22 protein-coding genes, 1 tRNA gene and 1 pseudogene are annotated in these 26,549 nt (G+C 57.3%); 13 read left to right on the top strand and 11 right to left on the bottom strand.

Annotated features, from left to right (window positions below; all coding sequences use genetic code 11):
- Positions 1-2: 2 nt before the first annotated feature.
- Positions 3-4,635 (bottom strand): annotated as a pseudogene (locus tag R0V12_RS09735) (ATP-dependent helicase).
- A 77-nt stretch (positions 4,636-4,712) separates the two neighbouring features.
- On the opposite strand from R0V12_RS09735, the gene R0V12_RS09730 reads away from it, so the two are divergent.
- From R0V12_RS09730 to R0V12_RS09710, 5 genes are all read left to right on the top strand, one after another.
- On the top strand, positions 4,713-5,489 hold the full coding sequence (locus tag R0V12_RS09730; RefSeq protein ID WP_070976106.1) for a 3'(2'),5'-bisphosphate nucleotidase CysQ: 777 nt from the start codon (positions 4,713-4,715) through the stop codon (positions 5,487-5,489).
- Complete coding sequence (locus tag R0V12_RS09725; RefSeq protein ID WP_070362843.1) at positions 5,486-6,286, top strand: thymidylate synthase; 801 nt, start codon at positions 5,486-5,488, stop codon at positions 6,284-6,286. Before R0V12_RS09730 ends, R0V12_RS09725 begins: the two co-directional genes overlap by 4 nt.
- Positions 6,286-6,777 carry a dihydrofolate reductase gene (locus R0V12_RS09720; RefSeq protein WP_070362844.1) on the top strand — a complete coding sequence of 164 codons (492 nt, stop codon included), beginning with the start codon at positions 6,286-6,288 and terminating at the stop codon, positions 6,775-6,777. Before R0V12_RS09725 ends, R0V12_RS09720 begins: the two co-directional genes overlap by 1 nt.
- Positions 6,774-7,055: a mycoredoxin gene (locus R0V12_RS09715; RefSeq protein ID WP_256041768.1), complete on the top strand. Its 282-nt coding sequence runs from the start codon at positions 6,774-6,776 to the stop codon at positions 7,053-7,055. The genes R0V12_RS09720 and R0V12_RS09715 overlap by 4 nt, the downstream gene beginning before the upstream one ends.
- Positions 7,056-7,135: 80 nt before the next feature.
- Positions 7,136-7,208 (top strand) — tRNA-Arg (locus tag R0V12_RS09710).
- A gap of 221 nt (positions 7,209-7,429) precedes the next feature.
- On the opposite strand, the gene R0V12_RS09705 is transcribed toward R0V12_RS09710, so the two are convergent.
- The gene (locus R0V12_RS09705; RefSeq protein ID WP_320072558.1) at positions 7,430-9,184 is read right to left on the bottom strand and encodes a hypothetical protein; all 1,755 of its coding nucleotides are present in this window, start codon (positions 9,182-9,184) and stop codon (positions 7,430-7,432) included.
- Between the two features lie 389 nt (positions 9,185-9,573).
- Between R0V12_RS09705 and R0V12_RS09700 the strand changes: the two genes are divergently transcribed.
- Together R0V12_RS09700 and R0V12_RS09695 are read left to right on the top strand one after the other, a co-directional pair.
- Positions 9,574-9,915 (top strand): helix-turn-helix domain-containing protein, encoded by a 342-nt coding sequence (locus R0V12_RS09700; RefSeq protein WP_320072557.1) that lies wholly within the window; start codon positions 9,574-9,576, stop codon positions 9,913-9,915.
- A 186-nt stretch (positions 9,916-10,101) separates the two neighbouring features.
- Entirely contained in the window at positions 10,102-11,019 is a 918-nt protein-coding gene (locus tag R0V12_RS09695; RefSeq protein WP_320072556.1) for a type II restriction endonuclease, read from the top strand.
- On the opposite strand, the gene R0V12_RS09690 is transcribed toward R0V12_RS09695, so the two are convergent.
- Positions 11,016-11,936: a DNA adenine methylase gene (locus tag R0V12_RS09690; protein WP_320072555.1), complete on the bottom strand. Its 921-nt coding sequence runs from the start codon at positions 11,934-11,936 to the stop codon at positions 11,016-11,018. The genes R0V12_RS09695 and R0V12_RS09690 overlap by 4 nt on opposite strands.
- Before the next feature lie 321 nt (positions 11,937-12,257).
- On the opposite strand from R0V12_RS09690, the gene R0V12_RS09685 reads away from it, so the two are divergent.
- Both R0V12_RS09685 and R0V12_RS09680 read left to right on the top strand, forming a co-directional pair.
- A complete protein-coding gene (locus R0V12_RS09685; RefSeq protein WP_320072554.1) occupies positions 12,258-12,974 on the top strand; it encodes a type IIL restriction-modification enzyme MmeI in 717 nt (238 codons plus the stop codon).
- On the top strand, positions 12,857-15,088 hold the full coding sequence (locus tag R0V12_RS09680) for a class I SAM-dependent DNA methyltransferase (RefSeq protein WP_320073022.1): 2,232 nt from the start codon (positions 12,857-12,859) through the stop codon (positions 15,086-15,088). The genes R0V12_RS09685 and R0V12_RS09680 overlap by 118 nt, the downstream gene beginning before the upstream one ends.
- Here R0V12_RS09680 and R0V12_RS09675 read toward each other — a convergent pair.
- A complete protein-coding gene (locus tag R0V12_RS09675; RefSeq protein ID WP_320072553.1) occupies positions 15,078-15,767 on the bottom strand; it encodes a hypothetical protein in 690 nt (229 codons plus the stop codon). The genes R0V12_RS09680 and R0V12_RS09675 overlap by 11 nt on opposite strands.
- Positions 15,768-15,869: 102 nt before the next feature.
- On the opposite strand from R0V12_RS09675, the gene R0V12_RS09670 reads away from it, so the two are divergent.
- On the top strand, positions 15,870-16,337 hold the full coding sequence (locus R0V12_RS09670; protein WP_320072552.1) for a hypothetical protein: 468 nt from the start codon (positions 15,870-15,872) through the stop codon (positions 16,335-16,337).
- 464 nt (positions 16,338-16,801) lie between these two features.
- On the opposite strand, the gene R0V12_RS09665 is transcribed toward R0V12_RS09670, so the two are convergent.
- The 5 genes from R0V12_RS09665 to R0V12_RS09645 form a co-directional block, all read right to left on the bottom strand.
- Positions 16,802-17,377 (bottom strand): hypothetical protein, encoded by a 576-nt coding sequence (locus R0V12_RS09665; protein ID WP_320072551.1) that lies wholly within the window; start codon positions 17,375-17,377, stop codon positions 16,802-16,804.
- Between the two features lie 91 nt (positions 17,378-17,468).
- Positions 17,469-18,137: a hypothetical protein gene (locus R0V12_RS09660; protein ID WP_320072550.1), complete on the bottom strand. Its 669-nt coding sequence runs from the start codon at positions 18,135-18,137 to the stop codon at positions 17,469-17,471.
- Positions 18,138-18,238: 101 nt separating this feature from the next.
- On the bottom strand, positions 18,239-18,415 hold the full coding sequence (locus tag R0V12_RS09655) for a hypothetical protein (protein WP_320072549.1): 177 nt from the start codon (positions 18,413-18,415) through the stop codon (positions 18,239-18,241).
- Positions 18,416-18,441: 26 nt separating this feature from the next.
- Entirely contained in the window at positions 18,442-18,924 is a 483-nt protein-coding gene (locus tag R0V12_RS09650; RefSeq protein ID WP_320072548.1) for a site-specific integrase, read from the bottom strand.
- A 582-nt stretch (positions 18,925-19,506) separates the two neighbouring features.
- Positions 19,507-19,833: a helix-turn-helix domain-containing protein gene (locus R0V12_RS09645; protein WP_320072547.1), complete on the bottom strand. Its 327-nt coding sequence runs from the start codon at positions 19,831-19,833 to the stop codon at positions 19,507-19,509.
- Positions 19,834-20,011: 178 nt separating this feature from the next.
- On the opposite strand from R0V12_RS09645, the gene R0V12_RS09640 reads away from it, so the two are divergent.
- The 3 genes from R0V12_RS09640 to R0V12_RS09630 all read left to right on the top strand — a co-directional run bounded on the left by R0V12_RS09640 (position 20,012) and on the right by R0V12_RS09630 (position 22,689).
- The gene (locus R0V12_RS09640) at positions 20,012-21,175 is read left to right on the top strand and encodes a hypothetical protein (protein WP_320072546.1); all 1,164 of its coding nucleotides are present in this window, start codon (positions 20,012-20,014) and stop codon (positions 21,173-21,175) included.
- A 35-nt stretch (positions 21,176-21,210) separates the two neighbouring features.
- On the top strand, positions 21,211-21,657 hold the full coding sequence (locus tag R0V12_RS09635; protein ID WP_320072545.1) for a hypothetical protein: 447 nt from the start codon (positions 21,211-21,213) through the stop codon (positions 21,655-21,657).
- Positions 21,658-21,756: 99 nt separating this feature from the next.
- Complete coding sequence (locus R0V12_RS09630) at positions 21,757-22,689, top strand: recombinase XerC (RefSeq protein ID WP_320072544.1); 933 nt, start codon at positions 21,757-21,759, stop codon at positions 22,687-22,689.
- 211 nt (positions 22,690-22,900) lie between these two features.
- Here the strand turns inward: R0V12_RS09630 and R0V12_RS09625 are convergent, their stop codons facing one another.
- Both R0V12_RS09625 and R0V12_RS09620 read right to left on the bottom strand, forming a co-directional pair.
- Positions 22,901-25,267, bottom strand: coding sequence for a bifunctional lysylphosphatidylglycerol flippase/synthetase MprF (locus R0V12_RS09625; RefSeq protein ID WP_320072543.1), 2,367 nt, complete (start codon positions 25,265-25,267; stop codon positions 22,901-22,903).
- 50 nt (positions 25,268-25,317) lie between these two features.
- On the bottom strand, positions 25,318-26,535 hold the full coding sequence (locus R0V12_RS09620; protein ID WP_320072542.1) for an alpha/beta hydrolase: 1,218 nt from the start codon (positions 26,533-26,535) through the stop codon (positions 25,318-25,320).
- Positions 26,536-26,549: the final 14 nt, after the last annotated feature.

The following is a 26,549-nucleotide window of genomic DNA, read 5'->3' as shown; positions in this document are numbered from 1 at the left end:
CGCTAATCGTCGAAGGAGAGCCCGTCCAGATCCCCTAGGGCCTCCGTCATGCTGCGCCCGCGCCGCTTCGGAGGCGCGGCCTGCTTGCCTCCGATTCTTACGCCCTTGTGCGTCACCGCCACGCCAAGATCGCGGAGCCGGAACGCGGGCTCGCCGTTGACGGTTTCGACGTTGAGCGGGCGCATCCTCCCGGCGGCGACGGCATCCGATAGTGCGTCGATGACAAGTGGTAGCGGATCTTCGATGCCTTCCGGGAAGGTCTCGAAGAAGGTGGTGAGCTTCTTGCCGCCACGGGTGATGTGGGCCGCCAACAGCCCGTCCACGAGCACCACCATCGCGCCTGCCGATTCTGGTCGGGCCGGTCACGGGCCACGGCAGCGCGGCCCCGTAGGGGTTGGCCGGGTCGGTGGCGGCGAGCACGTACACCTTTGGCTCACGCGCACCCGATGGCCAACCGGCGACGTCGTCGCTGTCCTGCTGGCCACGCAGCCGATCAATCGTCGCAGGGGTGGAGAACTGCGCTGCGCCAAGCCCCTCGATGAGGTAGCCGCGCAGCGCCTTGCCGGAGTCCTCGAACCCGGAGAGCACCTTGTACGCCAACGCGAAGCCGCCGATGACATTCTCTGCGACGACGGCGCCCTTGGTCACCACCCCGTAGCGGTCCAGCCATGCCTCCCCAAGCGCGAGCGAGCGCCGGGTCGGGTCGGTGTCGGGCTGCGGGGTTGCCGCCCACCTCCCCACCATGTCGGGCGGGGCGGTTTGCGTAAACGAGGTCCTCCCGGAACGGATGCGGGAGCGGGACGGTCTACGCTTCGCGCGGTGCGCGGCCTTACCGCCGGCGAGGCGTGCGCGCAGCGGCGCGAAGGAATCCGGTGAAACGTGGCCGGCCTCGACGAGGTCCCACATGGATTCGCGTAGCTCTTCGGCAGTCGTCGCTGGCGTGAGCAGGTCGCTGAACAGGTAGCCTCCACCTGCTGCGAGCGTGTCCATGATGTGCTGCTGCGTGAGCGAGAGCAACGGCGGGTCGACTTGCGGCAAGAGCTGCGCGGCGTAGTCACTCGGCAGCAGCATGATCCACGGATCGTTCGCCCCCGCCGACCCGGCGCCCACAATGATAACCTCGCCGGAGGCAGTCAGCTCATCCAACATGATCGGCGAGTAGTCCCCCACCCGCGACGGCAAGATGTGGGACTCCCACGCAGAGGCCGGCAGCCGCACGCCCGCGAGCTGCTCGATGACGGAGTACACTCCGTCGGCGCCGCGTAAGGGAGGCACCGTTCCCGCCGCGGCGACGTTTGACCACGCCGGCAGGAAACGCCCGTACGCCGACGCCGACACCGGCCGGGCCTGCGCCCGCGCGACCGCCAAGGAGCGCGAACGGATCACGCGCAGGACCTCGTGCGCGACGTACTCCTGGTCGTCGACGCCTTGGCGGAAGCGCCCCTCGATGACGGAGTTGGCGTCGACAAGCGGTTGGAGCACCGCGTAGGCAGCGCCGAGCGCGAGCCCGAAGGCGTCGGCAAGCGTGCGCAGCGTGAAAGGGCCGCGGGTGCGCACCCAGCGGCGCACGAGCTGGGCGAGCGCATCGGGGATGGTGGCCACCTGCGCTGCCACCCCGGGAGGGACCGGCACGCCAAGGCCATCGCGCAGCAGTGGGGCGTCGAGCGCCTGCGCAACGTGTTCCCTGCCGCCGATGCGCACCCGCATCACGCGTGGCCCGAGCGACGCCTCCACCCCCGCGAGCGGCACCGAGGTGTACTCCGCGAGCTCGTCCACAGACACCGGGCCGGTCAGGCGCAGGGTGTCGGCGAACTGCTCCGGTGTCTCGGCGCGGCCGACCCGGCGCAGCGACGCGTCGACCTCGGCGATCACCTCTGGGTCCAACAGCTCGCGCAGCTCCACGGTGCCCAACAGCTTGGCCAGCAGTGACGGGTCGAGCGCGAGCGCCGCCGCCCGCTTCTCTGCAAGCGGGGTGTCGCCCTCGTACATGAACGCGCCGGTGTAGTTGAACAGCAGCGATGAGGCAAACGGGCTCGGCTGCTGCGTAGTCACCTCCGCGATCCGGACTCGGCGCGTCTGCAGGTCACGGATCACCTCTTGCAGCGCTGGCAGGTCGTAAACGTCTTGGAGGCACTCGCGCACCGTTTCCAGGATGATCGGAAACGACGGGTAATTCCGGGCCACATCCAACAACTGCTCGGCGCGCTGGCGCTGCTGCCACAGGGGCGCGCGCTTGCCGGGGTTGCGGCGCGGCAGCAAGAGGGCGCGGGCGGCGCACTCGCGGAACCGGGAGGCGAACAGAGCGGAGTTTCCCACCTGCTCGGTGACGATGTAGGTGATCTCGTCGGCGTCGAATTGGAACAGGGCCCCGGAGGGTTCGTGGTCGCCTTGGGGCAGGCGCAGGACGATGCCGTCGTCGCCAGCCACGGCCTGGGCGTCCATCCCGGTCTCCTGCGCGATCCGCCACCCGGCAGCCAGCGCCCACGCGGCGTTCACACCCTTGCCGAATGGCGTGTGCAGCACCACGCGCCAGTCCCCGAGCTCGTCGGTGAAGCGCTCGAACACCAGCGTCGTCTCGTCCGGCAGCACGCCGGTGGCTTCCTCTTGCTCCTCGAGGTAGGCCCGCAGATTGTCGCGCGCGTACGCATCAAGCGAATTATCGACGCCCGCTCCGCCTCGCACCTCCCTCCTGAACGCACCGAGCGCCTTGCCGAGTTCGTACGGGCGCCCGACGCCCTCCCCCGACCAAAACGGCAGCCTGCCGGTATGCCCCGGCGCGGGAGAGACCTGTACTTGGTCGCGCGTGATGTTTTCGATGCGCCAGCTCGTCGCCCCGAGCGTGAACACGTCGCCGACGCGGGACTCGTAAACCATTTCCTCGTCTAGCTCGCCGACGCGGCGCGGCGCCCCGCCTTCGGCCTCGGAGCCGACGAGGAACACGCCGAACATGCCACGGTCCGGGATGGTGCCTGCGTTGGTGACCGCGACGCGCTGTGCACCCTGCAACGCCTTGAGCACGGTGCCGTCGAGCCAGGCGCGCGGCTTGAGCTCCGCGAAGTCAGTCGAGGGGTACACGCCGGTGACCAGGTCGATAACCGCGTTGAACACATCACGGTCGAGGTTGCGGTAGGGCCAGGCGCGGGTGACGGTCTCGTACCAGTCATCGAGCTCGAGGTCCTCGACTGCCACCGCGGCCACCGTCTGTTGGGCGAGCACGTCCAGCGGGGAGCGTGGCGTGCGCAGCTCCTCGATGAGCCCGTCGCGCATCCGCGGCACGGTCACGGCCGTTTGCACCAGGTCGGAGCGGTGCTTCGGATAGAACGAGCCGTGCGAGATCGCGCCTACCGTGTGCCCGGCGCGCCCGACGCGCTGCAGCCCGGAGGCGACCGACGGCGGCGACTCCACCTGGATCACCAGCTCCACCGCACCCATATCGATGCCGAGTTCCAGCGAGGACGTCGACACGACCACTTTGAGCGTGCCCTCTTTCAGCATCGTTTCCGTCGTGGCCCGCTCGTCCTTGGACACGCTGCCATGGTGCGCCCGTGCAATCACAGGCGCCGCCTCCCCCGCGAGGTCGACCCCTTTGCCCAGCTGTGCAGGGGGGCGTCGAGTAGCAGGGCTGAGGGCCTCGGGGTCGTGCTCCTTGGCCCACAGCTCGTTGAGCTGGCTGGTGAGCCGCTCCGCTGTGCGTCGCGAGTTCACGAACACGATCGTCGAGCGGTGCGCCATGACCTCCCGGTACACCGATTCCGCGATGTGCGGCCAAATCGACTTCGGCGCCGGTGGCATCAGCGCCGCTGTCTCCCCGCCGAGGTCCAGGGCGTCGTCGACGGTGGCATCCCCAATTGTCGACGCCTCCTCCGGCACCGGCAGGTCACTCATGTCAGCCACCGGCACCCGCACCGCGAGGTCCCAGCGCTTCTCCCCCGGTGGCTGGATGATCGTCGTTCGTGGCCCGAGGAAGTCCGCCACGGCCTCCAGCGGGCGCACCGTCGCAGACAACCCGATGCGTTGAAAGTCCCCAGCGATGCGCCCGAGCCGCTCCAGCGACAGCGCCAGGTGCACGCCCCGCTTCGTGCCCGCGAGCGCGTGAATCTCGTCCACGATCACGGTGTCTACGGTCCGCAGGATGCCCGAGGCCTTCGAGGTCAGCATCAAATACAGCGACTCAGGCGTGGTGATCAGGATGTCCGGCGGCTTGCGCACCTGGCGAGACCGCTCCGCTTGCGAGGTATCACCCGAGCGCACCGCCACCGAAACATCCGGTATGTCCAGCCCCATGCGCTGCGCCACGCGCCCAATCCCGCCGAGCGGGGCCCGCAAATTATTTTCGACGTCCACACCAAGGGCCTTCAGCGGCGAGATATATAAGGTGCGCACCCCGCCGTGACTGCTGGCGTTCGCCCCATCGATTGGCAGGGCCTGTTGCCCGTCGCGCTCCACGAGCGAATTCAACGACCACAAAAAGGCCGCTAACGTCTTACCAGAACCGGTAGGCGCTACCACCAGGGCGTTGCCGCCGTCGGAAATCGTGGCCCACGCCTGCTCCTGCACTGGCGTTGGCGCCTCGAATACTTCTTCAAACCAGGTCGCCACCTGCGGTTTGAAGCGTTCGAGGATTCCTTTGGCCATGCCCGCCAGAATACAGATAGTGCAGGCAGGCGAAAAGAAATGGTTCCTTTGGCTGGTTTCGCGCTAAAGTCGAAGCCATGACTGCTCAGTATTCAGACTCTCGGCTGACAAACTTAATCGCGCAAGGCACCGGCGAGATCCTCAAGGGTATTCGCGGTGTTGGCCTTCTCCGCGGACGTGAACTTGGAGAAGCCGGCGACGACCTGGCACAGAACTGGATCGCGCGCGTGCTTGAGCAGCACCGCCCGGGCGATGCATTTCTGTCCGAAGAGGCAGCCGACGACCACTCCCGTCTCAGCAACAACCGCGTCTGGATTGTTGACCCGCTCGACGGCACGAAGGAGTTCGCAACCGGCCGCCAGGACTGGGCCGTGCACATCGCGCTCGTCGAAGACGGCGTCCCGACCCACGCGGCGGTAGGTCTGCCGGACCTTGGCGTCGTATTCAAATCTTCCGACGTACGCCACGTCTCGGGGCCGTTCGCGAAGAAGATCGCAATGTCGCGCAACCGCCCGCCGGCGATCGCCCCGTTCGTTGCTGATGCCCTCGGCTTCGAGACCAACCCCGTCGGTTCCGCTGGCGCGAAGGCAATGCATGTCCTGCTCGGCGATTTTGACGCCTACGTACACGCCGGTGGCCAGTACGAGTGGGACCAGGCAGCACCAGTTGGTGTGTCCATGGCTGCGGGCCTGCACTGCTCGCGCCTCGACGGCTCGCCGCTGAAGTACAACAACAAGGACACCTACATCCCGGATCTGCTCATCTGCCGTCCGGAGCTTGCCGACGACATCCTGGAAGCCTGCGCGAAGTACTACGACGAGCACGGCTCCTTCGAAGGGGTCGTCGCGAAGTGAGCCTGGTGACTCCGTACGAAGACCTCCTGCGCGACGTCCTGGAAAACGGCACCGATAAGGGCGACCGCACCGGCACCGGCACGCGAAGCGTCTTCGGCCGCCAGCTGCGCTACGACCTTTCCGAGTCCTTCCCCCTGCTGACCACCAAGAAGGTGTACTTCAAGGGCGTCGTGGGCGAGCTGCTGTGGTTCCTCCGCGGCGACTCCAACGTGACCTGGCTGCAGGAACACGGCGTGCGCATCTGGAACGAGTGGGCCGACGAAAATGGCGAGCTCGGCCCGGTCTACGGCGTGCAGTGGCGTTCCTGGCCCACCCCCGATGGGCAGCACGTCGACCAGATTTCACGGGCGCTCGAGCTTTTGAAGGACGACCCCAATTCGCGCCGCAACCTGGTATCCGCGTGGAACGTCTCCGAGCTCGAGCACATGGCGCTGCTGCCGTGTCACCTGCTGTTCCAGCTGTATGTAGCTGACGGCAAGCTGAGCCTGCAGGTGTACCAACGCTCCGCCGACATGTTCCTGGGCGTGCCGTTTAACATCGCCTCCTACGCGCTGCTCGCGCACATGTTTGCACAGCAGGCAGGTCTCGAGGTCGGCGAACTCATCTGGACCGGCGGCGACTGCCACATTTACAACAATCACTTCGACCAGGTGCGCGAGCAGCTCTCCCGCGAGCCTCGCCCCTACCCGCAGCTCAAGCTGCGGAAGGCAGAGTCGCTGTTTGACTACGACTTCTCCGACATCGAAGTCGTCGGCTACGACCCGCACCCGACGATCAAAGCGCAGGTGTCCGTCTAATGCTGGGCGCGATCTGGGCCGAAAGCATCGACGGCATCATCGGCGACGGCGTGGGCATGCCCTGGCACCTGCCTGAGGACCTGCGCCACTTCAAGGAGATCACGCTGGGCCACCCGATCATCATGGGGCGCAAGACTTGGGACCACCTCCCCATCAAGCCGCTGCCGGGCAGGACAAACCATGTGTTGTCCTCGCGCGAGCCCGGCGAGTGGTCCGACGGCGCCTTCGTGTCCCGCGACATCCCAGATTTGAAGACGTCCGCCTGGATCATCGGCGGTGGCCAGATTTACGAAGCAACCATCGACGAAGTAGACGTCATTGAACGCACGATCGTCGATGTCCACGTCGCAGACAAGCTCGGAGCGTCCGCCGTCCGCGCGCCCCGCGTCACCGATGACTTCGCTATCGTTTCTGATGGACCGTGGCAAACCTCCGCCAATGGCACCCGTTTCAAGTACCAACGCCTCGAAAGGTTAGGCCCAAAATCATGACCACTCCCGAAACCTCTTCCCACGTCACCATCTTCGCAACCGATTGGTGCCCGTTCTGCAAGAAGCTTCGCGAGCGCCTCGACCGTACCGAAACCCCTTACGACGTCGTTGACATCGAAGCCGAAGGCGCCAAGGACGCCGCCGCGTGGGTCGAGTCCGTCAACGACGGCAACCGCGTCGTCCCCACCGTCCTCTATTCTGACGGCACGCACGCGACCAACCCTGCCGCGTCCGCTGTTCGCGCGAAGCTGCGCGAACTGACCGGCGAAGAGGCCTAACACCCGGGCAAATAGCGATGCCGTCGCGGGCGCCCGCGACTTTGGCAACACTTCTGTCCTGCGGTACTGTTAGTCGAGTTGCCCCAGTAGCTCAGGGGATAGAGCACGGCTCTCCTAAAGCCGGTGTCGGAGGTTCGAATCCTCTCTGGGGCGCAAAAGGGGGTTTCGAAGAATCTGGTTTGATTGTTCGAACAACCCCCTCAAATCATCAAAAACGCCTCTACCTGCGCAAATAGGAGAGGCGTTTTTGTTGTGCCGGGACTGTTTCCGGGGGTGTTGTTACCAAAAAGTGGCCGAAAATCGCTGCTTGTTGATCGCTTCTGCCCGCCACCCTTCTTGTGGTGGCGGTTGAAAGTTGAAAGTTGAAACCGGATTTAAGCAACTTGTGGTGGTGCGTTCGCGTAATGAATTTCAGAGAGAAACTCATCAGACATACGTCTCGTCTCAGGCGGTGTGGGTGGTTTCGGTTTGATGTCGAAGTTGATAACTAGCCTATGTAGGTAACGCTTAATAAGACCTACGTTGACACTGACAGCGCCGAGAGCAACAAACACCGCATTCGCAGCAAACCCGCGAACCATTCTCGTTGTCTGATCCCCGATTGACGAGTAACGACCAGACTTGAGAAGGTCATTGCGGGACTCAATCGTGTTACGGCCACGGTGATAAATCGCAGCCCATTCTTTGGTAGCCCAGGCAGGTCCTTGTTGGGCATATTTCGCTCCCACATGCAGCGGGATACGCAAAGTCTTGTTGCCCTTCAGCAACCCTTTTCGATGTTGCTTCGGAGGTAAATCCTTCTCAAAAACCTTCACCGCATCAGCAGCAAAATTCTCAGGCCTCTTCACACCCGGCAGAAGCACGGTTGTGTATTTTCCGTAATTCGCCGGGTTATAAAACACGGTTGTGCCATCCTCGGTGACGGTTTTGATGCGCAGTTCAAAGGGTTTCCGCTTCTCAATACGAGTAGCGAACTCGGTTTCATCAATTTTTCCTGCATGGAAATCAACACCCGCATCGACAAGCTTCTTCGGCATGCCTGCGACATACCAAGTGCCGTCAATCAGATCAGCACCCTGATAGTGCGTACGGAAACCGAGAGAGTCACCTCGCTGGTCACCCATCTTTTTGTACCCCGCAAGCCTCAGTGGCATGGCAAGGTTTTCGGGCTTCGAGTTCGGCAGATAAGCACGGTCACCGATGAAATACCCCTTCGGCATCTCGGGATCGCTAATGATGTGGGACAACGCGTCCTGTGCCCGTTTGCCAATGTTGTGGCCCGGTTTGTCGAGTGACATGCCTAGCAACAGAGAAGGCGTCTCGTCTTCAGTCTTACCGAAAGTCATGACAGCGAGAGTTGCTTCATACGCCCACATCGTCTTGTATGGGTTGTCTTCGTTCGAGCCATCATGGTTGCCTTCACGCACGTACCAGCCCGCGTCAGGCTCAGAGGAAACGCGACGAGCCCCGCGAGCAGAACCAATCCGAGCGGCTTTGATTGGAGTGCCATCAACCGCGACGTCACCGGTCCATCGGCTGAATTCTTCTTCACCGATAAGTTTCGCCGCTGCCATGATGAGGCTGTTGTTGAACAGGGTAAGTCGTTGTCTGCGTGCCTCGACCAGTGCGGGAGAGCGAGTTGCGACTAGGGTGTCGTATTCTTCGCGAGTGAGGCGTTGTTTGTAGGACATTTCTGGGAAGGGGTCGACCACGCGGAGGATGGCGTGATAGGCGTGCCAGAGTTTGTCGTACCACTGTTTACGACCACGTAGGCTCTTGTAGTCCGTTTCGTTACGGGCGGGGAAACCAAGGGTTTTGAGGGCTTTATCTGTAGCCCTGTCGCAGATGATGTCGCGAGCCTTCGTCAGGTGCATTGGCTGATTGTCGATAGCGAGCATCACCATGAGTACGAGCACGCTGCGGATGGGGATTTCACGTGGTCTACCGACACCGCCCAAACCGATGCCGTCTTCTTCGGTCCAGTGCTCGATGAGATCGATGACACCTGAGTCGTCAACAACGTCGATAGGGGTGCGTAGTTTCGCGACATCGACTTGGTCGAGGTAGATAAGTCCTACGTCTGCTGGGGTTCCATCTGCGCGTAGTGCTGAGTGCGTGGAGAACGTCATGAGGTGTCACCTCCCCTCAAAAAGTGTCGAGGCATTAAGGAATTGCCAGCATTCATCCCGGTTTGTGTTGCCGGGTGAAGCGGTGTGGGTTCCGTCGAATACGGACGTGAAATCGTCGCGTGTAACGCGTTGTCGAGAGTGGTGAGGGGTTTATGCGGTCGTAGAGCGGTTGGCTCGATACGAGGCGATGAAGGCTGGGCGGTACATGGTGTGTCCCCTTTCGTGGTGAGGAGTGTGGCCCTTGTTGGTCGTTGTAGCGACCATATAGCGCTTATGATAGCGGTTGTTAAAAAGACCGTCAAGGCCAAAGCTGCAGGCCACCACTTCGTTATCTCACCGTTAGCGTGGCGTGGCCCAAAACCACCCCAGCATTGTCCTACGGTCAATACATGCCCGCAAAACAACCCACGCCCCGCGAGCTCTATCCAGACTGGCCCACATATAAAGTCGATGACCTCGCACACGAACGAGTCCGCCAAGCCGTCCTTGGACTGAAAGACATCATGCGCACCTCCACCGAGCTGACGAGCATCAACAAAGTTGCCCGCTACTGCGGTGTTGGTGAATCGACACTTGCGGATTTCATGGCGGGCAGAGCCTGGCCAAGTATCCTTACCCTCGCCCAAATTGAAGTTAGCTTGGGTCAACCCATCTGGCCCGTACGTCAACGCATGGACGCACGGGAACGCAAACGAGAAGCGAACAGATTGGGCAAAGAAACGCACATATAAAGGATCACGGCCCACATCGATTCTTTTCGATCAAGTCACACCAACCAGGCACAACCACAACGAAAGCAGCAGGCCTAAGACCTGCACACACGTTTCACAACAGCCGGGAACGCGGCCGTAAACACAACGACACGCCTACAACAACGATAAGCAAGATAGTCTCATCATGTGCCCTACAGTAAGGACGTGACTCCCAAGAACAATCAGCCAGTACCTTCACCTAAAGAAGTCGAGTCAAAGCTACTCCTTCCCAGGCATGAAGACGAAATCCTAACCTCCCTACTGGAACTACTTCCAAAAGACCCCGAGGACTGGCAACTAATCGGAATCGTCAACAAAGACAAGGACGTATTCACCTTCGGCAATGACTCAAAAATCGTGGGCCGCGCATTCGAAGTCATCGCCACCGCCTACATCAAGCAACTCGCCCAAAACCTCGGGTACAAGTTCCACGAGAGCGAGATTCAGACTGTTTACCCTGACTTCGTTCTCGAAAAACCCAATGGACGCCTCATTGCAATCGACGTGAAATCCACCTACAGAGGATTCGACAAACAAGGCAACACACGAGCATTCAACTTCACCCTCGGAAGCTTCACCAGCTTCCTTCGTACAGGAACGAAGAATATCTACCGCCACTATGAAGACTATGACTCGCACTACGTCCTAGCATTCCTCTATTCGAGGACCAACAGATTTGAAACAACCAAAGTGTCGATAGATGACCTTGACTCCGTCCAACCGGCATACGCTGACGTCGAGGTGGCGTTTATGGAGAAGTATCGGCTCGCAGGGGACAAACCAGGAAGTGGCAACACCGACAACATTGGCACATTCAAATCAACCTCAATGGAGCCGTTCCAATACGGTGCCGGGCCGTTCGCCTTGCTGGGCAATGCTGTATACGAACACTATTGGCAGAATTTCCCCAAATATCGCGACTCAGCCAAGGAAAAAGAGAGCCGTTATAAAAACCTGCCCGCCTATTTCGACTGGCTCGAAAAGCAGGCCAACAGCCCCTTCGACCCTGCTGAACTGAGGGAAAAATACCAAGCATACAAAGCTTTTGTGGCTTCTAACGGTTGGAAAATTCCCCTTAACTAGAACAATGCCAGAACTTCCTCTGCCGGTTCCTCGACCTCCTCAACCTTCCGATTCAGTGGCTGTACATCACTAAGTGGCACCGCATTTTCGGGCGAGATAACCAATGCTTCAGTCATCGCATTACGATTCTTCTCGCTCGCTCCCACATGGTAAAAGTGCGCAGTCGTTCGTAGCTCTCCAGTCCAAGAATCAAGATGTGTATTCTCCCTATATTGGTTTGAGTGCCACATCGACAGTGCATAACCCGCATCCGAGCTTTGCACAATTTGAGCAAGTGAATCTGCCTTGCTTTGATCCCAAGTGCTGAAGTACTCATCATGCCGCCCAATGTAGGGCGGGTCGAGATAAATAAAGTCTCCGGCTTCAGCCCTATCGATAACTTCGCTAAAATCGACTAGCTCGAATTGCCACTGGGGGCGCTCGGCAATCAACTGCTCAACCCAATGAACCTGGTTGACAATCTTCGTAATGAGAGCGGGTTTAAATCGCTCTGGTTTTCTACAAAAGGGGACGTTATAGGACCCTTTGGTATTAAAGCGCATCATGCCGTTAAAGTTGCTGCGTTGAAGGAACAGAAAGTCAAACGGACTTGCAGTTTCATTAAAGCGTTCACGGACTTCGTAGTAGTACGAGTGCTTGTCGGCAGGGGTTTGAGCAAGTTTCGGGGCTTCCTCTTCGAGGTAGTCTCGCACTTTCCATGCGGTTACCTCGCCAGTCTGAACCGATTTGTAAAAATTTATGAGGTGTGGGTTCACATCTGAAAATACAGCTCGCTCAGGTGCAAGATTGAAGCCCACTACGCCCGACCCCATGAAAGGTTCGTAGTAGGTTCCATGCCCGTCCCACTGGATGTGTGAGGCGATAAACGGGACCAGTTTGGTTTTGATGCCCTGGATTTTGATTGGTGGGACTTTCACGCGATACATGCTTGAAGGAAGGCTCATTGTTGTGCTTTCGAGTAGTCGTTTTCTAGGTGGGCGTGAGTGTATCAGCGAGGGGCGACACGAGGTTTGGACTTTTCACATTCAGCCGGGTATCCGGCTATGCGAGTGATGTTAGCGCGCCTGTCTGCGGATAACCAGTTCCGGTCTGCAGGGGTCACTTTCTCCGATTGTATCCGCTTTTGATGATATCCTGAGATGGTCTTTTATGCGACCACCAGGGCCCATTCGTCGTAGCTTTTTGCGGCAATTTTCCTTCACGGTCGTTGATTTCACCGATCAACGAAGGAAAACACAATGCCCCCTGCAACCACGGAAACAACCCTCTCGCGCGACGAAATTATTCAACGCCTCAGCGAATTCAGACACTACTGGACACAGCAGATTGAGTTCTGGGAACAAGAAGGAACCAGAGGCACCGAGAAACGCTACGCCGACTCTTTCCTCAGAGAACTCGTCGAATGCTTCGGGATTAAAGCAACCAGGGCCCTAGAGGCACAACGACCCGCCAACAGAGCCGACACCGACAGCAACCTCAAAGGTGCTATCGACATGTTCTACCCAGGTGTTGTGCTCGCTGAAGCGAAGTCACACTACGTAGCCCTTGATGATGCGCAACAGCAGGCGCGGGCATATCTCTACGGCGGGGACATCGACCCGGATGAGAAGCCGCGTGTGTTGTTGATGACGAACTTCAAACAGTTCCGTCTCGAATTCGTTGACTCTGTTGAGCCTGACTACGAATTCGATTTGGTCGATATTGCGGAAAACGTCGATGCCTTGATGTTCCTGCACCGCCTTGACGCTCCCACCCCGAAGCAGCAGGAACACGCCTCAGTTGAAGCGTCAGACTCATGGCGAACCTTTACACCGCCATGGTTGGGGATGTCTCTGATGTGGAGGTTGGCGATGATGCGCCTGTCTGCCCAGAAGATGAGGACCGTGACACGTTTGAGGTGTCTGTGTTTTTGTCACGCATCTTGTTTCTGTTGTTCGCGGAAGACTCTGAACTGATCCCTCGCGGCTTGTTTACTACGTTCGTTGAGGAGCATACGACTGCAGAGACTTTGGGCGGTCAGATGCAGGCACTGTTCGAAACGTTGAACACGCCATGTGAGAGTCGGGATAAGAATCTGCCTGATTATCTGGCGATGTTCCCGTATGTCAACGGAAGGCTTTTTGAGCAGCATGTTCCGACGCGTTATTTCTCTGCTGAGATGCGTGAGGCGTTGCTTGCTGCGACTGTTTTGGATTGGTCGGGGATTTCTCCTGCGATCTTTGGTTCGCTGTTCCAGATGGTGAAGTCGAAGGAGGCTCGGCGTGCCGATGGGGAGCATTACACGAGTGAAGCGAATATTTTGAAGGTTATTGGCCCGCTGTTTTTGGATGAGTTTCGTCGTGAAGCGGACAGGTTGATTCGCAATAAGTCCACGACAGTGAAGAAGTTTCGTGCTTTTCAGGATGAGTTGGCGACGTATCAGTTTTTAGACCCTGCGTGTGGGTCGGGCAATTTTCTTGTGGTGGCGTATAGGGAACTGCGGTTGATTGAGACGGATATTATTGCGGAGATTTATCGTCGTGATCATCAGTCTATGTGGTCGTTGAATGTGGAGTTTGACCAGAAGGTTCGCATTGATCAGTTTCATGGGATTGAGAAGAACTGGTGGCCTGCTCTTATTGCTGAGGTTGCGATGTTCTTGGTGGACCATCAGGCGAATGTGGAGTTGTCGAAGCGCATTGGTTTGGCGCCTGAGCGTTTGCCGTTGCGCACTGCTGCGAATATTCGGCATGCGGATGCATTGAAAGTTGATTGGGGTGGCGAGGAGGGTGTGCCTGATGCTGCGATGACGTTTGTGTTTGGCAACCCGCCGTTTTTGGGGAACAACTACCAGACGGATGAGCAGCGGGCGGATGTGAAACGGTTGTGGGGTGAGCTTGGTGTGAAAAGCGTTGGTCAGCCAGATTTGGTGACGGGGTGGCATGTGAAGTCGGTGCAGTTCTTAGCGGACCGACATGGCAAGTTTGGTTTTGTGACTACGAATTCGATTGCTCAGGGTTCTCATGTGCCGCTGGTGTTTGGGACGTTGCGTCAGCATGGGTGGGTTCCTGAGTTTGTGCATCAGTCGTTTCCGTGGGATGCGGAGGCTGCGGTGCATTGTGTGGTGGTTGGTTTTACGCGAGAGAGGGGTGTGAAGCAGCGTTTGTGGGCCTATGGGGAAAAGGGTGTGCCGCCGGTTGAGGTTGCGGTGAAGCAGTTTTTGAATGCGTATTTGGTGGATGGTCCTGATGTGGTTGTGGAGAAAAGGACTATGCCGTTGAGTCCGGTTGTTCCGCCAGCGTCTAGAGGGTCGCAACCTACATCAGGGAATAATCTTGATCCGAAACCAGGCGCACCAAAACCTGTCGATGATGCTGTCGCCATGAAGTACGTTCGTCGCCTCGTTGGGGCACACGAGCTGATTCATGACGAAGATCGCTGGTGTTTATGGCTTGAAGACCTTGACCCCAAGGACCTAGCGAAGTCTCCAGTGTTGCAAGAGCGGGTCGAGGGCACTAGACAGTTCCGACTACAGAGTAAAAAGGCTGCGACTCGTGATGATGCGACGATTCCTCACTTGTTTACGGAGCGGAGGCAACCTGAGAGCGATTACCTGTGCATCCCTGTAGTCTTCTCCGAGAATCGTCCATATTTCACTGCGGACTACTTGCCTGCGGAGGTAATTGCCAACAACAGAGTATTCACGGCAGAGGATTCAGACGGTTTCGCGTTCGCAATCATTTCATCTTCCATGTTCAAGAATTGGCAAGATACCATCGGCGGAAGATTGGAATCACGAAATAGCTTTGCTAATACGCTTGTATGGAACACGTTCCCGATGCCTGACGTCGACGAGAAAACACGACAGAGAATCATTATCGCGGGGCAGAAGATTCTTGAAGCCCGTAAACTCCGCCCAGACTTGTCGCTCGATGAGCAGTACAAAGTCATGTCACCAGAACTCATCAAAGCGCACAATGCGCTCGATGCTGAGATGGATAAAGCGTTCGGGGCGAAGAAACGCCTGGATAGTAAGCAGGAGCGATTGAGCCGCTTATTTGACAGCTACAAAGGCCTCTCTAGAGATTGACCCTGTCCGATGTACCTTTGGTATTTTTGCTAAGGGCCTTAATCTGAGGCCCCGACCACCCTTTAGACCAAAAATAACTTTCAAGGTCGTATCGAGTTGGACGTAGCTCTGTAGGCAGCTCGGAAACGGCACCTAGTCGTTGTTTTCGCTCGTAGTCATATTTTGTTCCTGCCCAGCGGGAGTTTTTGCTCTTATCGTATTGAGACGCGAGATAGGATAGGTGATGCGCTGCCTGTCCGGAGAGTTCATTCGGGGCTGGGAGTAATATCCCCTTCTCGTCTGGTGTGCAGATGATCTCCGGCGAAACTGAATGGATGAAGGACGAAAAACCTAGCTCCGTTTCAGTCTCAGACCTCCTAGTTTCCAGATATGGAGCATCAACAAATGTTAGGCAACCCGGAGAATATGCAATTTCCAGATCGGAACGGGTTTCCCAAAAGATGGCATTTCCTCTCGCTGTATCGTCCTGTGAGAGGGTTTGGATATCGTACCTATCTCTAAAATCTTCCAATCCAGATTCTTTCAGATTTTTAAGCAGAGGAACGTAGATTGTGAAAGCATCAGTGCGCTCTTCCATCCAGCTAATAAGATGAGAAAAGCGATCCCTCGCTCCTAACCCCTGTGCTTTAAATGCTGCATGAGTGACGACGTATACGTTTTTTGTTTTTTCTTCTTGCATGTACCCAATTATACGCCGGAACGGTCCTTGTAAAGACCATTTATTTATAGCCGGGTACGCGGCTAGAATGAACCTCTCATTGAAATGTGGGAGGTTTTTCTTTTGCCTGTTTTTGATACTCCGCTGCCGCTGCAGATCCCTTCACGTGAAGCGCGCATTGTTGGCTTGACAGTCGATGCGACGTGGTGGCTGAACGATGAAACTGATATCTACAACACGCGCAGCGTGACAACGCATGAACATGATCATGTCCTGCAGAAAACGTTTGGTCTTGATGTTGCTGACACAGTGAAAACGATTAGTAACAATCTGTTTACGTGTGGGTCGTTTCCGTTGCCGGAGACTCGCGTATTGGCGGAGCGCGCCGAAAGTATTTGTTGCCGGGTTGATGTTGAAATTGGTGGGGAGAAGTTTTGTGACGCGGTTGTGTTCGATGTGTGTTTTCGTGGTGACACGCAGCCGTTAACAGCGACGTTTCACACGCGTGGCGATATGCCTGAGGATTTGAATCGGTTTGGGGAAATTGTGGTGGGGTTCCTTGCTCGTGAGCATGTGACACGGGCGGGATAGCAGTGCTTCACGCGGGTGTGGGTCCGGTGACGGGCGGGATTTTGTCTTACTCCCGTTGCGCCTCTCCTATGCGCCTTCTAGAGGGGATAAATACCTCTTCCCCGAACGCTTAAGGGAAGGGGTGAGTTATGGGGGTTTGTGTCCTCCGGTGTCCCATTTAGTGATTTTTAGGGTCTACGACGAGTCACCGCCGCTCGGAGGTGGGGTATGTGTGTTTTCGGGTCAGGATTGCAGGTCAGGACTATAGGTCGATTCGCAGGTTCGCGATGAGATGCCTGATTTTTCCCTCCGAATCGTCCGCTGAATCAGCCTTTATTTCGAACCGATAGGCGAACAGGCAGATTCCCGCCGGAAAGGGCTTTCAAACATCTTCCTGCATCCCCGCCGCAGACCCCATTATTTCTTCCTCCGAGCCTCTTTCCGAATCCACATACCTAAGTTTCCGAATTGGGTGGCGCATCGAATTACTCACTGTTGCGGCTCATGAACAGCTGCAGCCCTTTCACGCCATATTCCGGGATACTTTGACGCTCTACTCCGAATGTGTGACGCACCTCGATAACCATGTCAACAGTACGATCTGCGAATACTTTCGGCACAGTGCTCGGGAGTTTCTTCGGGTCCAGTGATCGCTCAACGATTTGCCCACCAGCCAACTGATTCTGCTCCCCTAAGAGGTAGTCACCTTTAAAACTGAGAATGGAGCCCTGCGAGCCATCCGAGTTAATCGTCGCGATGGTAATCATTCGGATCTCAGTCATCGTCCGACCCACGTTTTTAATTGAGAATCGGAACTCAGCGTGGTCTCGCAGAGATTCGATATCAGGCCTGCCGTAGAAGAAAATGAAGTTGATGTCGAGCACCGCCCCTTCTTTCTCCCACGCTTGTTTCGTAAACCGCAGCGTTGCGATAGCAACCACCAACGCCGCTAAAGCAACCGCAAATGACGCCCCGGAAAGAACCAGTGTCGGCCACTGAGGAGAAGAAGCAGGCCAGTTCGTTACTTCCACCGGGAGGGGTGTAGGCACAGGAGTAATCATGTGCCTAATCCTAAGGCGGAAGACCGGAGGCATAAAACAGTAAAGCCCCGACGAACTACTAGTGTTCAACGAGGCCTATTGAGGGGCTGCCTTATGCTCCAGGCCCTGCTGCGCCGCCCGTAGCGAGCACACTATGCAACCCTGCCACCCGCACATGCGCATCAGTCAAATAGTAGTGCCGCAGGGCACCTGTTTTCTCCGTCACAGCAATACGACACGGCTGCGTGGACTCGTCCAGTGCCACCTCGTCCACCGCCCCACTATTCAGCGAATCAGGAAGCGGATACGCACAGTCATACTGCGGGTCAATCACAAACCGAACACCACCCGCAAACTCCGCAACCACAACCGCATCAGCATTCCGCGACAGACGAAACGCCGCCACCTCATCCAACCCAAAACGTGCCATAACATCACGCACCTGGCCCGCCCTCATCCATGTTTCAATCGCTGCGTGAATCGTCCTCGTAGCATCTTTCCCCGTCACAACAAGAACATCAGTGGCAGGCGTAGCCCAGGAGCATGCTTTGCCTGTGCCACGCTGCACCAGCCCGAACCTGTTGACCCCGTCACGAAATGCTGCGGTAGCCACCATACGAACCCAACGAGCAGCATCACCTTCAACGAACCCACCCATAAACCTATGCCTGGGACGAATCACCACACGAACACTTTTCCCGTCCTCCTGCTTGCCGGTTAATAGGATTGCGGCTGTGTCGTCGTGCTTGAGATAGTTCATCAGCATTGCAATGTTGTCCATACACACCCCTCCTTCTATTTCGTTTCACGTAACACGCGCACTACTGTTCTCGCGGCTGTGCGTAGCTCAACTCTGTGGCCGGGTTCAAGCAGCTGAAAAACTCATGTTTCCCCGCCGCGTGAGGCAACAATCTGTTCATCGGAAATGTCCTCAACACGCCACATCGAGCCTTCACCCTCAAACACCGGCCACAGCGTCAACACATCAGACCCCCGCTTCACAATCGCCACACGATTACCGCGCAACCTTGCCTGCAAAAATCCCTGTTCCTGATTCATTAACTGATCTCCTCCCTAAAGAACGCCTAACCGACAACACGAAGCGACGGCACACATTGACCAAACAAATGCCTATGCTGCATCACCTCGCCAGGGTCAATCACCGGACGAAACGCCTCATATTTCCGCAACTGCTTAATCCCTGCTGAAGCACAAATCAACCAATCAGGCACCCGCCTGTGCAACAACGTGACAATCCACGTCGCACGCATCCTCCGAACCGTAGGTCGCAACAAGCCTGGCACTGACTGCGTGAGTGTTTTCGTAACAACAGCATCCGGGTGGCGATTAGCAACATTGGGGCGCAGCACAAACTGCGAAAGGTCACCGTCAGGTTGCAGTACTTGGAAATCATCCACGAAATCAGCAAGCATCGGCACAACCCGATCAGGCAAACGAATAACCGCGCCCTGCTCGTCGAAACGCACCTGATTCCACCGCAACTGTGTCATCTCCGACGCCGACAACCCAGCACCCAACCCAAGGGCATAAATCTTCTTCCGCTCCAATGTGACAATGCCAGGTGACACGGTTGAAGCCCACGAGTAAATAAGACTCTGCTCCCTGTCGTTATATGGGCCTGTGGGGTCTGAGGCGGGATACGGAATGTATTTCCTCGGACCCTCCCACGTGTCATTGAGCGCTTCCCCAAGACGCTTCAGCGTCTTACGCTTGTCAGACTTTGACGCTCGCGACACATCAAGCGAGTGCACATACTGCTCAATGATTTCATCATCTAACAGCACCGATGTCTCAAGGTCGTAACCAGTGCCAGCACAATACGCCGCAAGTCCCGCAAGCGGGCCCATATAGCGACGGAACTCAACATTGGGGTGGAGCTTAGCGTATTTCTCGGCATGCTCAACGACCCATGGGCGAACACTACCCCATAGGTGCTCGGGGATATTTTTCGGCGTGTATTCCTGAATCGAAGCCAGTTTTCCTCCAAAGGTCAGGCGCTTTATGCAGCCGCACTTACGACTGCGCGCACAGTTTGAAGGATAGCCCGGTTAGCCGGGTACCCGGCTGTGATTTTCGCTGCACTTCCCTGGCACCCCACACAGGGTGCAGAACTAGCGCGCCGCCCCCATCTACTTACCAGCCCGCCCAGGCCACAATTGACACCCCAATACAGTCTCAAGACGAGCCACCGTCTCCGCCGAAGGCCACCCAGCCCCATTCAACAACTGATGCAGCACCGCATGCGAAGTCCCAACCTTCCTGGCAAGGTCACGAAGCGAAGTGACTTCCCCCTCGCTCAACGCCTCATTAAATGCCGTTTGGAAATTACGGACAAGCCTCAGAAGCTTCTTGTCATTCACATCGCTCACCGCCGCTAGCTTCACATCAGGCCAGCCCTCATATAACGCGGCGTAATCCTTCTTCGGGGGACGACCCCGTGCAGGTGAACCAGACATACATCACTCCCAAACCCACGGCGTAAGACGCTGTCAATGCTAGGTCGTTTCACAGACCAGGACAACAGGTAACGGATAGCTCCTATGAAGCAATCAAACACGCCAATACTGTGAGACACACGAAAACGTTGATGAGTTCAGCCATCTCCAAACGTTCGACCCCATATACTGAATCTTTGTGACCCACTCTGATCCGAACATCGAAACAGTCGCCTCTCTGCACCTAGACGGCGACCGCTTTGAAGATTTCGGAATGCCCGCCGCAAACGCGAAAGAAGTAGCAGCGTTAGACGAACTCCTCTACCAACTCATTGAACTTCGCTGGCGAGCAAAGCACCCCGAAAGCTCCAAACTGCCAAACAACTTTAGGAAGGCCTACGAACTTCGAATTAACACCATCGACAAAGGCTCAGCCACTCCCCTCCTTCAGAGAAAGCTAAATGTCCCAGAAGACCCAACTCTATTTGATGTCACTCCTGATGGATTCACGGACGATTTTCGCCAGGCCGTAGAAGAGCTAGAAGAAATCCTACGCCTCGCGTCAGAGCACGGACCACTACCCGACAGCGTTTACGATTTACCCTTGCCCGCAATCCGAAACCTAGGGTCCACTCTTCGCGACGACGAAAAACTTCAAGTCGGACATGGCAGGGTCACCGACTGGAGTACCAAACCGACCTACACGACCTCCGCCCGTAAATACATACTTGACCAGCTGGGTAAACCACAGTTCAAACAAGTCACATACAGCGGACTTGTACGAAGCACAAACGTATCGAACGGCACTTTCAACTTCGTAGATGCGGCATCCCGCGTTTCAGCAACCGCTTCATACGACCTTGGCTTCCAACTCGACATTGATGGCCAAAACGAACAGACATGGGCTTGGGTCGAAGTTGAAGGACAAGTTGAATTCACCAGTAAATCAAAGTCACACGTCTTCATCTCAGTTGACAGCATTCATACAGATCAACTGACTGCTGAATACAACCGCCTGCAAGACCGACTCAAAGAGATCGGGGAGCTACAACCAGGATGGCTTGACGGCGAAGAAGGTGACGACTTCAACCAAGGTCAACTGGAGAATGCCCATGCAGTCGTTAAAGCTGCTGTAAACGCGGGCAAGTTACCGAAAACAGTGGCTCCATCGGTCGACGGTGCAATCGTCTTTTCTTGGATAAACGGTGACCAGCACTTCTCTGTTGAAGTGGAACCTGAAGGCGGATTCTATTTCCACAAATCCAACACAATCTCAATGAATGCCATCGACCAAGATGTAGAAACACTCGGCAAACACCCCTCCAACCTCGTCACAGAATGGGTAGAGAGGATTGTCGAGTGACTTAACCACAGCGGATAACTGAGCCTGAGCAGATAATGCTACGGGTCGTCAACGCCCAGTTCTTCGACAACGGGATGGTGACGGCGCAAGCATTCAGACTCACCAAGAACGACAAAGATAAACTGTCGGTCAACCAGGAAAGAAAAATCACGCCAAACGAGGCGCTAGAGCAAAAATCCGCGATCCTCCGAGCGAGGAAGCAAAGCGAAGGAAAGCCATTCAACCCACCTCCTGTAGTTGCGAGGATGACTGTGCGTGAAATTGAGGACATTCCTCTACCCACCGAGGAGGGCGAGTTGCACGATGGCGAGCAATCCGCTCTGTCGGTTTGGGATGACTCTATGCTCGAAGACACACCTGATAGCCACGCCTATATTGATTTTGGGCAGGCATATCCGTCAAGGAAGCGACTCAAAGCGATCTATAACCGTTTAGCCGCAATTGCCAATCAGAACGGTAAATTGTTCCAACCTGAGCAATAGCCGGATCATCGGCTAACAAACATGCACTTAACCTCTTTGTTTTCTTGGGCGATGTCCTTTGGCCAGTTTCAATGTGCCGTACCTTTTAGCGTCAACCCCATGAATCCAAACGACGTATACACACAACCCCCAACCTCCATACCCCGCACCACCTGGACAAAAATCGCCCCCATAGTCTGTGACATCATCGCCACCTACTGCACCGCACACCCACCAACCACCGTATCCCACTACAAAGCGCTCAGAGCAGCAGTCACAAAACACATCGCCTACTGCCACAACACAGGCTGCGACCTCAATTACCAGTACATATTCGACGACGAAATCATCGAACAATCAGTCCACAGCCACACCAACGCCGCGACCTCATCCAAAAGCAGAACACGACGACTCCTCAAAATCATCGCCCAACACCTCAACCCTGATTTTGACGGGCCTCGGATGTATCACCGCTACGAAAGAAACGACCCCAACCCGCCCTACACAACCAAAGAAATCCACAACATCTGGCAATGGGCCAACACCACTGACAAACGCGGTCACACAAAACAACTCATCGTCGCATGCGGACTCGGCGCAGGACTCACCGCAAAAGAAACAGGACACCTTACAGGCGCAGACATCAAAATCGACAACCTAGGAGTGATGCTTCACCTCCCCGACAGAACAGTTCCCGTCCTCAACGAATGGGACGAAGCTTTCAGAACCTACAAACTAGAGCAGCACCCTGACAGTGACTACATCCTCTGCCCACAGTCAGCACGACGAAACCAAATCATCTCCGAACGACTCAGCGTCATCGGAACCGTCACCGGCATCCCACAACCAAACATGCGACGGATGCGAACCACATGGATTGTCGAACACCTCAACAACCACGTACCCGACGCAGCAATCTGTGCAGCTGCAGGAATCAAAACACTCAAAAACTACGAACACTACCGACCTGACACAACCTCAGTAGAGAAGTACCGAAGCCTCCTCCACAGAGCACCTGTAGCAGGTCGAGGCGGACTAGTCGTAATCCACTAAACAAACGAGCCTTGGCTCACAGCGAGGCTTATCTTTTGCGACACAAGCGTGAGAGGAAAACTGAAAAGAGGTGAGAGGGCGGATGGATACGAGGCGAGAAAACAGGTGGACAAAGAAATATTCGACAACCCCCAAAACACCCCCGCGGCCTGCGCAAATAGGCTGCGGGGGTTTTCGCCTTTCTGCGAAAAACGCGAATGCACTAACTTATCTATCCCCTTTGCGGAAGATTTGGCCTGCCCAGGAACTCCTTGACCACGGTCATCATGTCCGACTTCTTCATGTCCGGCAGGTAACAGTGAATGACTGCCAGCGAGATATTGGCGAGTGACATTTCGTCTTCGTACAGCAGGTACCAGCCTTGGTGCGTCGGGTGGAATTTGTGCTTCGAGGCAGCGAGTGAGCGGAAGCCGTAGAGTGGCTCGATCGTCGCACCGGCCTTATCCAGGATGATTTCTACGAGTGATTCCGGCGCATCCGTTCGAGCCAGCGGCGCTCCGGAGAGGGAGACCCATCCAAGTCCTTGCTCGGCAGCGATGCGGGTGCTTTCCGCGAGAAGGAATTCGATGGCTGGCCGGAACCCGTTCGCGTCGCGGCGCATGAAGTCAAGGGTGTAGCCGACGAGGGCGCCGCCCTCGTAGACGGGCAGCCAGCTTGTTACTGCGTGCAGGCTGCCGTCGTCGCCCACTGCGAGGAGGAGTTTGGTGTCCGGGTCGCGGAGCTCGTCGAGCCCTCCCAGGGTGAAGCCCATTTCTGGAAGCGCTTTATCCGCGACCCATTGTTCTGAGAGCGCGACGATGCGCTCACGCATTTCCACTGGGCTTTCGGCCCAGCTAGTCCACACGGCGCGCACTCCCTCTTTTGCTGCGCGGTTGCGCGCGGTTCGGATGTTTTGAAATTTCTTGCCTTTGAACTCGGTGTTATCCGTCAACAACATGGATTCTTCGGCGACGTGGATGCGTCGGAAGTCGGGGCGAGCAAAGGTGCCGGGCACTGAATACCACGCGACTCTCCAGCCTTGACTTGCGGCGAACTCTTCAAACGCACTGGCAACGGCTTCTTCTGTCATCGTGCCTCGGTGCACGGGACTTCCGACCGTGACAGCGACGTTGTAGGAGACGCGGTACGCGACGACGCCTTCTCCGTCGCCGGAGTCCGTCCCGCAGAAAAAGTAGCGGTTTCTTTCCCACAGCCCCATCCACGCGAGGTGGTCACCGGACCCATGGACCAGAATCTCCCGGGCTCGCTGGCGGTCCTGCGCGTGTGCTTCGGACGGCGGCGCGGACAGCACCTCAAACAGTGCAATCAGCGCGGTAATCCAGAATATGATTCCCACCCATTCGTAGAAGATCCACGCCACGGAGCTGATGGGGAACGCATGCGTTGGAGCCAGCACAGCTACCACGGGTGGGAGGTACCTGTTCGGCAGCTCAGCAAGCAGCGCGCTTATCGACGCTCCTCCGAGGAAGCCGTCTCGCACAACCCAGGCTCCGCAGGTCCACAGTGCTGCGGTTGCTAACCACGTCCCTCCTATGATCGCCGCGCCACGGTACCAGTTGGACGGAACCGTGAACCGGCGGCGAGTGGCAATGAGGACTGCAATGGTGACCAGCCACGGGAGAACTACCAGTATTGTGTTCACAGCGGTAGAGCCGTCTGCTCCCCCACCGATTGTTTGCCAGCAGATCACCGCAATGGATCCAACGCTGACGAGGACGGCTGCCCACCATGCCAGTTTCCTGCCATGCACGAGCCCCAGCGCAAGGATGGCTGACAAAACGATAGGCAAGGCATTCATCAGCAAGGGACCGAGGCCATGTTGACTGTTTACCGCCATCGCTTCCGCGCAGGCGACGGATGTAGCGTCAGCGCACCGCTGGGCTACTAAATGCCCTGCGACTGTCGGCTCCCACATCAGCTTGCTCACTCCTGCGAAAGGCCCCTGTGCAGCGGGGTTGATCGCCGTGATAACTGGTCCGATTGCAACACTGAGAAACAGGGCAGCCACCAGGACCCGTGCTTCCCGCAGCGACATTCTGCGTGGCGTACCTGTGTCCGTGACAAGGACGCCAGCGACGGTCCCTGCGACAATGGCGACAAGTGCAACGACGCCTGAGAGTGAGCCGTCGTAGAGTACAAGGGTCGTCATCATCGCAAGCATCACGAGGCGGAGGCGGCGTCGCCACAGCACGCCCATGAAGGCAGTGGCGAATGCGGCGGGCCCGAAGATCCACGCGACCGGAGACACAAAGGTCTCGTTGGCAAGGTCTGGGCCCCACAGGTTAAAGCCTGCTCGCTCGATGGCACTACCGATAATGAAGCCGAAAGGAAGCGCTACAAACTCGGAAGCCGTCGCCGCAACCGCGAAGCGAGCAGAGCCAAGTCGCACCTCGGCTGGAACTGCGAATAGCAGCGCTGCGACAGTGGCCAGGATGAGCCCGACGAGGTTACCTGCGGTCAGCCCTGCGGTGGCCCAGTGCCAAAGGTCGGGATCAACGGGAAGGCGCAATCCGAAAGCCTCCCGCGGGGCCGCACCCGACAATACGCAGGCTAAATACGCAGCCCAAGCGATACTCAAGAGGCCGAGCGTGACTGGAACTTTCCTCAAACAGGTGCTGATCAAGTGTTTCATTGAATTCCTCCGCGTTGAGCAACGAAGTCAATGTCTTGGCGTAGCGCCACTCGCCACACTTCGAAGCTGTGTCCACCTGGCAGCGAGCGGAATGTGGTGCTCATCCCGGCTTTCTGCGCGAGCTCGTTTTGGTGCGGAAGCGCTGCCATAGCCTCTTGGTCACGCTTGCCGGCGGCGAACCTGCCAGCGATTCCCTTGTAGGTCGCCGTCCCGATTGCTTCCTGAAGGAGCGTTTCCGGGTTCACGGATTGGAACGCGGCCTCGTCGCCGCCGAACAGCACGTCGACGGTCCGTTGGTGCCCGCCTAGGTTCGGTTCCGCCTCACCCGAATAGTCGAGGAACGTCCCATAGGCCGTGGGATCGTTGGTAATCACTTGGAGTGCGCACGTGCCGCCGTAGCTTAACCCACCGATTGCCCACGTGCGTTGGTCTTCTTTCACACGGAAATTGTCCTTGACCAGCTGTGGAATTTGCTGGGCCAGGTAGGTTTGGATTTGCAGATCCGGGCCGTCCACGCACCCGGGATTCCCCGTGGTTGTTCCTGTGCCGTCCGCGCTGACGACAATGGGGGCTACGCCGTCGTGTGCAACTTGGTAGTCGTCGAGCGTCTGTTGCGCCCCGCCTTCGTCAAACCACCGGATTGGGCTGCCGGGGCTTCCCGCGAGCAGCACGAGGACCGGTAGGTGCTCGCCATGCCAGTAGGCGGGCGGAACGTACACAATTGCATCGCGCAGCGGTGGGGCAGGCAGGGTCACTAGGGCGCCCACTTCCCTGCCGTCGAGGGTCGGGGCGGTCGTCGTTTCGCGGAACTGATCCAAATTCATGGACACGGTGACCGGGACCGGGCGGAAGGACCCGAGGGTCGGGTACTGCTCATAAACAAGGTTGACCGCGAGGTACGCCAGCATCAAAGGAATCACTGCGAGCGGGGCGAGGCGCCACCGCCACCGCGGCGCCAAGAAGATGGTCGCCACCACGAACACGGCAGCTGCACAGCTGGCGTAGATGTGCCACGGAATTGCATCCGGGAACGGCTTCGGCCACACCGCGAGCAACAGGTACGCCGCTACGAGCAGCGCTGCCGCGATTGCGAGTGCAATGCGCCGGTGCTGACGGCCGTACCACAACGCGACAACCACGGAAGCAGCTAAGGAGAGGTAGATCGCCCAGGTCGCGCCTGTGCTGACCACGGATAACGAACGGATTGCATCCACGGCGAGTAGTTTAA

The sequence above is a fragment of the Corynebacterium sp. UMB2355A genome (assembly GCF_033877495.1).
GTDB classification, from domain to species: Bacteria; Actinomycetota; Actinomycetes; order Mycobacteriales; family Mycobacteriaceae; genus Corynebacterium; species Corynebacterium pseudogenitalium.
Note: the sequence above shows the minus strand (reverse complement) of the source record. Positions and strands in the feature narration are given on the sequence as shown.

Coding starts and splice junctions, on each gene's coding strand:
- R0V12_RS09730 (WP_070976106.1), top strand. CDS start 4,713: ATGACTGCTCAGTATTCAGACTCTCGGCTGACAAACTTAATCGCGCAA.
- R0V12_RS09720 (WP_070362844.1), top strand. CDS start 6,286: ATGCTGGGCGCGATCTGGGCCGAAAGCATCGACGGCATCATCGGCGAC.
- R0V12_RS09715 (WP_256041768.1), top strand. CDS start 6,774: ATGACCACTCCCGAAACCTCTTCCCACGTCACCATCTTCGCAACCGAT.
- R0V12_RS09705 (WP_320072558.1), bottom strand. CDS start 9,184: ATGACGTTCTCCACGCACTCAGCACTACGCGCAGATGGAACCCCAGCA.
- R0V12_RS09700 (WP_320072557.1), top strand. CDS start 9,574: ATGCCCGCAAAACAACCCACGCCCCGCGAGCTCTATCCAGACTGGCCC.
- R0V12_RS09685 (WP_320072554.1), top strand. CDS start 12,258: ATGCCCCCTGCAACCACGGAAACAACCCTCTCGCGCGACGAAATTATT.
- R0V12_RS09675 (WP_320072553.1), bottom strand. CDS start 15,767: ATGCAAGAAGAAAAAACAAAAAACGTATACGTCGTCACTCATGCAGCA.
- R0V12_RS09665 (WP_320072551.1), bottom strand. CDS start 17,377: ATGATTACTCCTGTGCCTACACCCCTCCCGGTGGAAGTAACGAACTGG.
- R0V12_RS09660 (WP_320072550.1), bottom strand. CDS start 18,137: ATGGACAACATTGCAATGCTGATGAACTATCTCAAGCACGACGACACA.
- R0V12_RS09655 (WP_320072549.1), bottom strand. CDS start 18,415: ATGAATCAGGAACAGGGATTTTTGCAGGCAAGGTTGCGCGGTAATCGT.
- R0V12_RS09645 (WP_320072547.1), bottom strand. CDS start 19,833: ATGTCTGGTTCACCTGCACGGGGTCGTCCCCCGAAGAAGGATTACGCC.
- R0V12_RS09635 (WP_320072545.1), top strand. CDS start 21,211: ATGCTACGGGTCGTCAACGCCCAGTTCTTCGACAACGGGATGGTGACG.
- R0V12_RS09630 (WP_320072544.1), top strand. CDS start 21,757: ATGAATCCAAACGACGTATACACACAACCCCCAACCTCCATACCCCGC.